Genomic DNA, 5,989 nt, shown 5'->3' with positions numbered 1-5,989 from the left:
AAGGAAGCCAATGTGCGGATGGACTGATTTGTGAAAGCCGCCATTGCCAAAACCACCGACCTGTGCGATGCCTGCGACGCTGCACAAGCCTGTGCTGTGCTGTTTCAAAGTTACGGCCTGCGTCGGGCCTTCACCGGCCCCATGCGCACCCTGCGTTGCCATGAAGACATTGCCCTGATGCGTGAGGCCGTGAGCCAGCCCGGGCACGGGCAGGTGCTGGTGATCGATGGTCGCGGCTCGGTGGCGCGCGCCTTGTTTGGCGATGTGATGGCCGACCTGGCCTCGCGCAATGGTTGGGCGGGGCTGGTTATTCATGGTGTGGTGCGCGATGCCGATGAGCTCAATGCCATCGACATCGGTGTCAAGGCGCTGGGCACGGTGCCCAAGCGAGGCGAACGCACGGGCCAGGGCGAACGCGATGTGCCAGTGCACTTTGGGGGCGTGACCTTCACCCCCGGCTGCCACCTGGTGGCCGATGCCGATGGCGTGATCGTGTTGCCCGCCGGCATGACGGCGGCTGACATTGCGGTCGATGACGTGGTGGCGGCGACCGCCGCCTACGCAGCGGGCACTGCCGCCGTCACCCCCAAGCCATGACAGGCCGGACCCTGTACCAGCGCATCGTGGCTTCGCACACGGTGCGGCAACTGGGCGACAGCGGGCAAATTTTGCTGTATGTCGACCGACAGGTTCTCAACGAATACACCAGCCCGCAGGCGTTTGCGGCGCTGCATGCGCAAGGGCGTTCGGTGTGGCGGCCTTCCGCCACGCTGGCGGTGGTGGACCATGTCAACGCCACCACGCCCGTGCGCAACGCGCGCAGCATGGTGCTGGTCGATGCGGGCCGCGCCCGACAAGTGAGCACGCTGGCCGAGAACTGTGCACGCCACGGCATTGAGCTGTTCGACATGCTGGACCCTCGTCAGGGCATTGAGCACGTGGTGGCCAGCGAGCAAGGCTGGGTTTTGCCGGGCATGGTGATGGCCGCTGGGGACAGCCACACCACCACGCACGGGGCCATGGGGGCTTTGGGCTTTGGCATTGGCAGCAGCGAGATCGAACACTTGCTGGCCACCCAGACCCTGATTTACCGGCCGCAAAAAAATCTGCGCGTCACGGTGCACGGCCAACTGCAGCCCGGCATCACGGCGAAAGACTTGGTGCTCGGCCTGATCGCACAGATCGGGGCCGACGGCGCCTCGGGCCACGTGATCGAATACGCCGGTGAGGCGATTCGGGCCATGGGCATCGAAGGCCGTTTGACGCTGTGCAACATGAGCGTTGAGGCCGCTGCACGCGGGGCCATCGTGGCGCCGGATGAGCGCTTGTTTGACTACTTGCAAGGCCGTGCCCGCGTGCCGCAAGGCGCGCAATGGGATGCCGCCGTGGCGCAATGGCGGCAGTTGCGCAGCGACGACGAGGCTGTGTTTGACCGCGAAGTCAGCCTCAACGCCAGCACCCTTGCCCCGCGCGTGACCTGGGGCACCAGCCCGGACCACGGCGTGCCCATCGACGGTGTGGTGCCCCACCCTGAAAACGAGGCTGACCTGCAGCGCCGTCAGGGCATGCAGCGCGCATTGGCTTACATGGATTTGCAGCCAGGGCAGGCCTTGCAGGGCTTGCCGATCAGCCATGCTTTTATTGGCTCGTGCACCAACAGCCGAATCGAAGACCTGCGCGACGCAGCCCGTTACCTCAAAGGCCGGCGTGTGGCGCCTGGCGTTCGGGCCCTGGTGGTGCCCGGCTCATCGATGGTGCGTGCGCAGGCTGATGCCGAAGGCCTGGGCCGTGTATTTGAAGACGCTGGTTTTGAATGGCGTCAGGCGGGATGTTCGATGTGTGTGGCCATGAACGAAGACCACCTGAACCCCGGAGACCGCTGCGCCTCAAGCACCAACCGCAACTTTGAGGGCCGTCAGGGTCAGGGCGCACGCACCCACCTGATGAGCCCGGCCATGGTGGCGGCCGCGGCGGTCTGCGGCGCACTGACCGATCTGCGCACGCTGCGCTGCGATTGAAGGCGATGGCATGACCTCCATCAACCAAGCCGTTCAAACCATCGCAGGGGTTGCTGCTGCACTGCCTTTGCCGAATGTCGACACCGACCAGATCATGCCCAAGCAGTTCCTCAAGGGCATCGACCGCCAGGGCCTGTCCAAGGGCTTTTTGCACGACATGCGCTTTGACGCGGCAGGGCAGCCGCGCGCCGACTTTGTCTTGAACCAGGCGCCGTGGGCTTCAGCCTGTTTTCTGGTCACTGGGCCCAACTTTGGTTGTGGCTCGAGCCGCGAGCACGCGGTGTGGGGGTTGCGCGAGATGGGCATTCGTTGTGTGCTGGGCACCAGCTTTGGCGGCATCTTCAGTGACAACTGCATCCGCAACGGCGTGCCAGCGCTGGTCTTGCCGGCAGCACAAATCGAGCGCTTGATGGCCCTGGCCCAAAACCCGGACCGCTGCACCATGACGCTGGATTTATCGGCGCAAACCGTGCACACGCCAGCCGATGGCCAAAGCCTGCGGTTCGAAATCGATGCGCTGCACAAAGAAATGTTGCTGAGTGGCTTGGATGCGGTGGGCATGAGCCTCACGCACGCGCCACACATCCGTGATTTTGAAACCCGTTACCTGGCCGCCAACCCTTGGGTGGTGGCCCCAACCGCACAAGAGACTGCCCATGGTTCATTACTTTGACGAAGCACGCGTTCAGCAATTGTTGAGCGTGCCTGCATTGCTGCAAGGCGTGCGCGAAGCCCTGGTGGCCCTGACATTGGGCCAGGTGGTGCAACCGCTGCGCATGGTCATGTCGATCGGTGAGGCCTCGGCCGATGGCCTGCTGTTTTTAAAACCTGCCCAACTGGGCGATGCCTTGACCACCAAGCTCATCACCCTGGTGCCGGGCAACGCCCGCATCGGCTTACCCACTTTGCTGAGCACGATTGTGCTGATGGACCCGGCTACCGGCCAGACCCTGGCCGTGATGGAGGGCAACACCATCACCGCCATGCGCACAGCGGCGGCCTCTGCCGTGGCCGCCGATGCGCTGGTGCCGCACACCCCGCAGGTGGTGGCGATGCTGGGCAGCGGTGTGCTGGCGCGCAGCCATGCGCAAATGCTGCGTGCCGTGCGCGATGTCTCGCAAATCCGCGTGTGGAGCCCCACGACAGCCAACGCACAGCAGTGCGCCCACGACATCGGCGGCGTGGCCTGTGCCAGCGCCGAAGAAGCAGTGCGTGGTGCCGACATTGTGTGCACGGTCACGAACGCCAGCGAGCCCGTGTTGCAGGGGGCCTGGCTCAAGCCGGGTGCTTTTGTGGCGGCCGTGGGCGCGCCGCGGCCGACCTGGCGCGAACTGGACGATGCGGCCATGCTGCACTGGGTGGTGGCCGACCAGCGTGAGGCCGCCGAAAAGGAATCGGGCGATGTGCTGTTGTCGGGCGCGCGAGTGGCCGCAGAGATCGGTGAAATCCTGTGCGGCCGTGTGCCACCGCCACCAGCGGGCACGACCATCATTTTCAAATCACTGGGCCAGGCGGTGGAAGACACGGTCGCAGCGCGGCTGGTTTACCGCGCGGCTTTGGCCGAACAAAAGGCGCAAGCATGAGCGTGGCACCCAGCGCCCAACTGGGCACGGCAACGAGCGCCGATGTGGTGATCGTGGGCAGTGGCGTCATGGGCGCCGCCACCGCGTGGTGGCTCACGCGCTTGCAGCCAGGCCTCAAAATCATCTTGGTCGAGTCCGACACAAGTTACGAAAAAGCCTCGTCCTCCTTGTCGGCCAGCTCGATTCGCCAGCAGTTCACTTGCCCTGTCAATATTCGTCTGTCGCAATACGGCATCGCGTTTTTGCGCGAAGCCGAGCAACACCTGGGCCTGCCCGACCACCCGGTGGCGCTGGGTTTGCAAGAGCCCGGCTATTTGTACCTGGCTCAAGAAGACCAAGTGGCGGCTATGCAGACCGCGCACCAAATTCACAAACAGGCCGGCGCCGATGTGGCCTTGCTTGGCCCCGAGGCCTTGCGGCTGCGCTACCCATGGCTGAATGTGGACGACGTGGCGTTGGGCAGCTTGGGCCTGAGCGGCGAAGGCTGGTTTGACGGCCCGGCATTGCACCAGGCCTTTTTGAAAAAAGCCATGTCACAAGGCGTGCAACGCCTGCACGACCGGGTGGTGGGCATGGACCATACGGCCTCGCAAGTGACAAGTGTGCGTCTGGCCAGCGGCAGCACTTTGCGCTGCGGCCAAGTGGTCAATGCTGCGGGTGCCTGGGCGGGTGAGGTGGCGGCCATGGCTGGCGTGGTTTTGCCTGTCGAAGGGGCTCGGCGCACGGTGTTTGTGCTGTCATGTCCCGAGCCGCTGGCGCAGTGTCCTTTGCTGATCGACCCGAGTGGCTGGTGGCTGCGGCCCGAAGGCCGGTTTTTGATCATGGGCGCTGAGCCCTTGCACACCCAACCCGGCTTGCCGCTGGAGCCCGACTGGTCCGAGTGGAACGACGACCAATGGGCCTCGTTGGCGCACCGCATCCCGGCTTTGGCCGCCTTGCGCGTGGAGCGCGCTTGGGCGGGCTATTACGAGATGAACACCTTTGATCACAACGCCGTGATCGGTCCGCACCCGGCGTTGTGCAACCTGTATTTCATCAACGGCTTTTCAGGGCACGGCATGCAGCACGCGGCAGGCGCGGGCCTTGCCCTGGCCGAATGGATGCTGAGGGGTGCATCGCAAACCATTGCGGTGGATGACTTGGGTTTTGAACGGCTGGTGCAAAACCGCCCGCTGCGCGAGCTGCAAGTGATCGGCTGAACGCTGCACGTGAGGCATTGACAGCAGCTTCAGCCGACAAGACCCTTCAAGGTCGGCCGACCACTCGGGCCATCTCCAAGCATTTGTTCGAGTAACCCCACTCGTTGTCGTACCAGGCCACCACCTTGATGAAGGTGCTGTCCAGCGCGATGCCTGCATCGGCATCGAACACGCTGGTGCACACCTCGCCGCGGAAATCGGTGGAGACCACTTTGGCGGTGGTGTAGCCCAGCACGCCTTTCAGGGCGCCTTCGCTTTGGGCCTTCATCTCGGCGCAAATTTCGGCATAGGTGGCGGGGCTGTTCAGCTCTGCCGTCAGGTCGACCACCGACACATCGGAGGTGGGCACGCGAAACGCCATGCCCGTGAGCTTGCCCTTGATTTCGGGGATGACCACGCCAACGGCTTTGGCCGCGCCCGTGCTGCTGGGGATGATGTTTTCAAGAATGCCCCGGCCACCGCGCCAGTCCTTGTTGCTGGGGCTGTCCACGGTTTTTTGTGTGGCGGTGGTGGCGTGCACGGTGGTCATCAGGCCACGCTTGATGCCCCATTTGTCGTTCAGCACCTTGGTGATGGGGGCTAGGCAGTTGGTGGTGCAGCTGGCGTTGCTGATGATGGCTTGCCCGGCATAAGTGCTGTGGTTCACGCCGAACACAAACATGGGTGTGTCGTCTTTGGAGGGCGCCGACATCACCACTTTTTTGGCGCCTGCGGCCAGGTGCTTTCCCGCGCTGTCTTTGTCGAGGAAAAGCCCGGTGGCTTCGATCACCACATCGGCACCGACTTCGTGCCACTTCAGGTTGGCCGGGTCGCGCTCTTGCGTCAGGCGGATCTTGTGGCCATTCACCACCAGGGTGTTGCCCTCCACAGCCACCGTGCCTTTGAAGCGGCCATGCACGCTGTCGTATTGCAGCATGTAAGCCAGGTAGTCCGGCTCCAGCAAATCGTTGATGCCGACGATCTCGATGTCGTCGAAGTTCTGCACCGCTGCGCGCAGCACCATGCGGCCGATGCGGCCAAATCCGTTGATCCCGATTTTGGTGGTCATGTCTGTCTCACTTTCATGGAAGCTGTCTTGGGCCGCACCCAGAAGCGGGCCAACCCATCATGTAACCATCCTAAGACATTTTCAGTAACTTTGTTACAAAACCCGGCTGTGATAATGGTTTGTTCCGGGTTTGTAACTGTT

6 protein-coding genes are annotated in these 5,989 nt (G+C 63.4%); 5 read left to right on the top strand and 1 reads right to left on the bottom strand.

Features of this window, described 5'->3' with window-relative positions:
* The first annotated feature begins 30 nt into the window (after window positions 1-30).
* The 5 genes from rraA to ACIQ3A_RS13330 are packed head-to-tail and all read left to right on the top strand — an operon-like array spanning window position 31 to window position 4,800.
* Window positions 31-597 carry a ribonuclease E activity regulator RraA gene (gene rraA, locus ACIQ3A_RS13350; RefSeq protein ID WP_396432217.1) on the top strand — a complete coding sequence of 189 codons (567 nt, stop codon included), beginning with the start codon at window positions 31-33 and terminating at the stop codon, window positions 595-597.
* The gene (leuC, locus tag ACIQ3A_RS13345; protein WP_396432216.1) at window positions 594-2,018 is read left to right on the top strand and encodes a 3-isopropylmalate dehydratase large subunit; all 1,425 of its coding nucleotides are present in this window, start codon (window positions 594-596) and stop codon (window positions 2,016-2,018) included. Before rraA ends, leuC begins: the two co-directional genes overlap by 4 nt.
* Window positions 2,019-2,028: 10 nt before the next feature.
* The gene (gene leuD / locus ACIQ3A_RS13340; protein WP_396432215.1) at window positions 2,029-2,691 is read left to right on the top strand and encodes a 3-isopropylmalate dehydratase small subunit; all 663 of its coding nucleotides are present in this window, start codon (window positions 2,029-2,031) and stop codon (window positions 2,689-2,691) included.
* Window positions 2,675-3,601, top strand: a complete 927-nt coding sequence (locus ACIQ3A_RS13335; RefSeq protein ID WP_396432214.1) for an ornithine cyclodeaminase family protein — start codon at window positions 2,675-2,677, stop codon at window positions 3,599-3,601. The genes leuD and ACIQ3A_RS13335 overlap by 17 nt, the downstream gene beginning before the upstream one ends.
* Entirely contained in the window at window positions 3,598-4,800 is a 1,203-nt protein-coding gene (locus ACIQ3A_RS13330) for an NAD(P)/FAD-dependent oxidoreductase (protein WP_396432213.1), read from the top strand. Before ACIQ3A_RS13335 ends, ACIQ3A_RS13330 begins: the two co-directional genes overlap by 4 nt.
* Before the next feature lie 46 nt (window positions 4,801-4,846).
* Here the strand turns inward: ACIQ3A_RS13330 and gap are convergent, their stop codons facing one another.
* Complete coding sequence (gene gap, locus ACIQ3A_RS13325) at window positions 4,847-5,848, bottom strand: type I glyceraldehyde-3-phosphate dehydrogenase (RefSeq protein ID WP_396432212.1); 1,002 nt, start codon at window positions 5,846-5,848, stop codon at window positions 4,847-4,849.
* Window positions 5,849-5,989 lie beyond the last annotated feature (141 nt).

The sequence above is a fragment of the Limnohabitans sp. genome (genome assembly GCF_044361985.1).
Classification (GTDB): Bacteria; Pseudomonadota; Gammaproteobacteria; order Burkholderiales; family Burkholderiaceae_C; genus Limnohabitans_A.
This window is presented reverse-complemented; position numbering and strand designations above follow the sequence as displayed.